The organism is Bacillus sp. LR_5, assembly GCF_042709275.1.
Window position 1 is genome coordinate 1 of the sequence record NZ_JAVAXX010000622.1, and the last position, 1054, is coordinate 1054.

At 47.2% G+C, this 1054-nt stretch carries 1 protein-coding gene; it reads left to right on the plus strand.

Translation table 11 applies throughout. The features are described from left to right. Window positions 1–1054, plus strand: a 1054-nt coding sequence (gene gpmI / locus RAC86_RS39030) for a 2,3-bisphosphoglycerate-independent phosphoglycerate mutase (RefSeq protein WP_377886991.1), incomplete at both ends; no start/stop codon positions are given.

A 1054-nucleotide genomic window follows, 5' to 3' on the forward strand; every position in this document is an offset into this window, starting at 1 on the left:
GAACGCAGTCGCTTTAGCGAAAAAACCGAATTTTGACCGCTATTGGAACCAGTATCCTCATCAAACATTGACTGCTTCAGGCGAGGCTGTAGGTCTTCCTGAAGGGCAAATGGGGAACTCCGAAGTAGGTCACTTAAATATCGGTGCGGGACGTATTGTGTACCAAAGCTTAACACGCGTAAATGTTGCCATTCGCGAAGGAGAGTTCGAACGCAATCAAACATTCCTTGACGCGATCAGCAACGCGAAAGAAAACAACAAAGCCTTGCACCTGTTCGGTCTTTTATCTGACGGAGGCGTGCACAGCCATATCAACCATTTATTCGCACTGTTAAAGCTTGCGAAAAAAGAAGGGCTGACAAAGGTTTATATCCATGGCTTCCTTGACGGCCGTGATGTAGGTCCGCAGACAGCGAAAACGTACATCAACCAGTTGAACGATCAAATCAAGGAAATCGGTGTAGGTGAAATCGCCAGCATTTCCGGACGTTACTACTCTATGGACCGCGACAAACGCTGGGACCGTGTAGAAAAAGCGTACCGCGCAATGGCGTACGGCGAAGGCCCATCTTACCGCAGCGCCCTGGATGTTGTTGATGATTCATATGCAAATGGTATCTACGATGAATTCGTGATTCCATCTGTCATCACAAAAGAAAACGGTGAGCCTGTTGCGAAAATCCAAGACGGCGATTCTGTGATTTTCTATAATTTCAGACCGGACCGCGCCATCCAGATTTCCAACACGTTCACAAACAAAGACTTCCGTGACTTCGACCGCGGCGAGAATTATCCAAAGAACCTGTATTTCGTCTGCCTGACTCACTTCAGTGAAACAGTTGACGGCTATGTAGCGTTTAAACCGATAAATCTTGATAACACAGTCGGAGAAGTATTATCTCAGCACGGGTTAAAACAGCTTCGAATTGCAGAAACTGAAAAGTATCCGCACGTCACGTTCTTTATGAGCGGCGGCCGTGAAGCTGAATTCCCGGGTGAAGAGCGTATTCTCATCAACTCGCCTAAAGTTGCAACGTATGACTTGAAGCCTGAG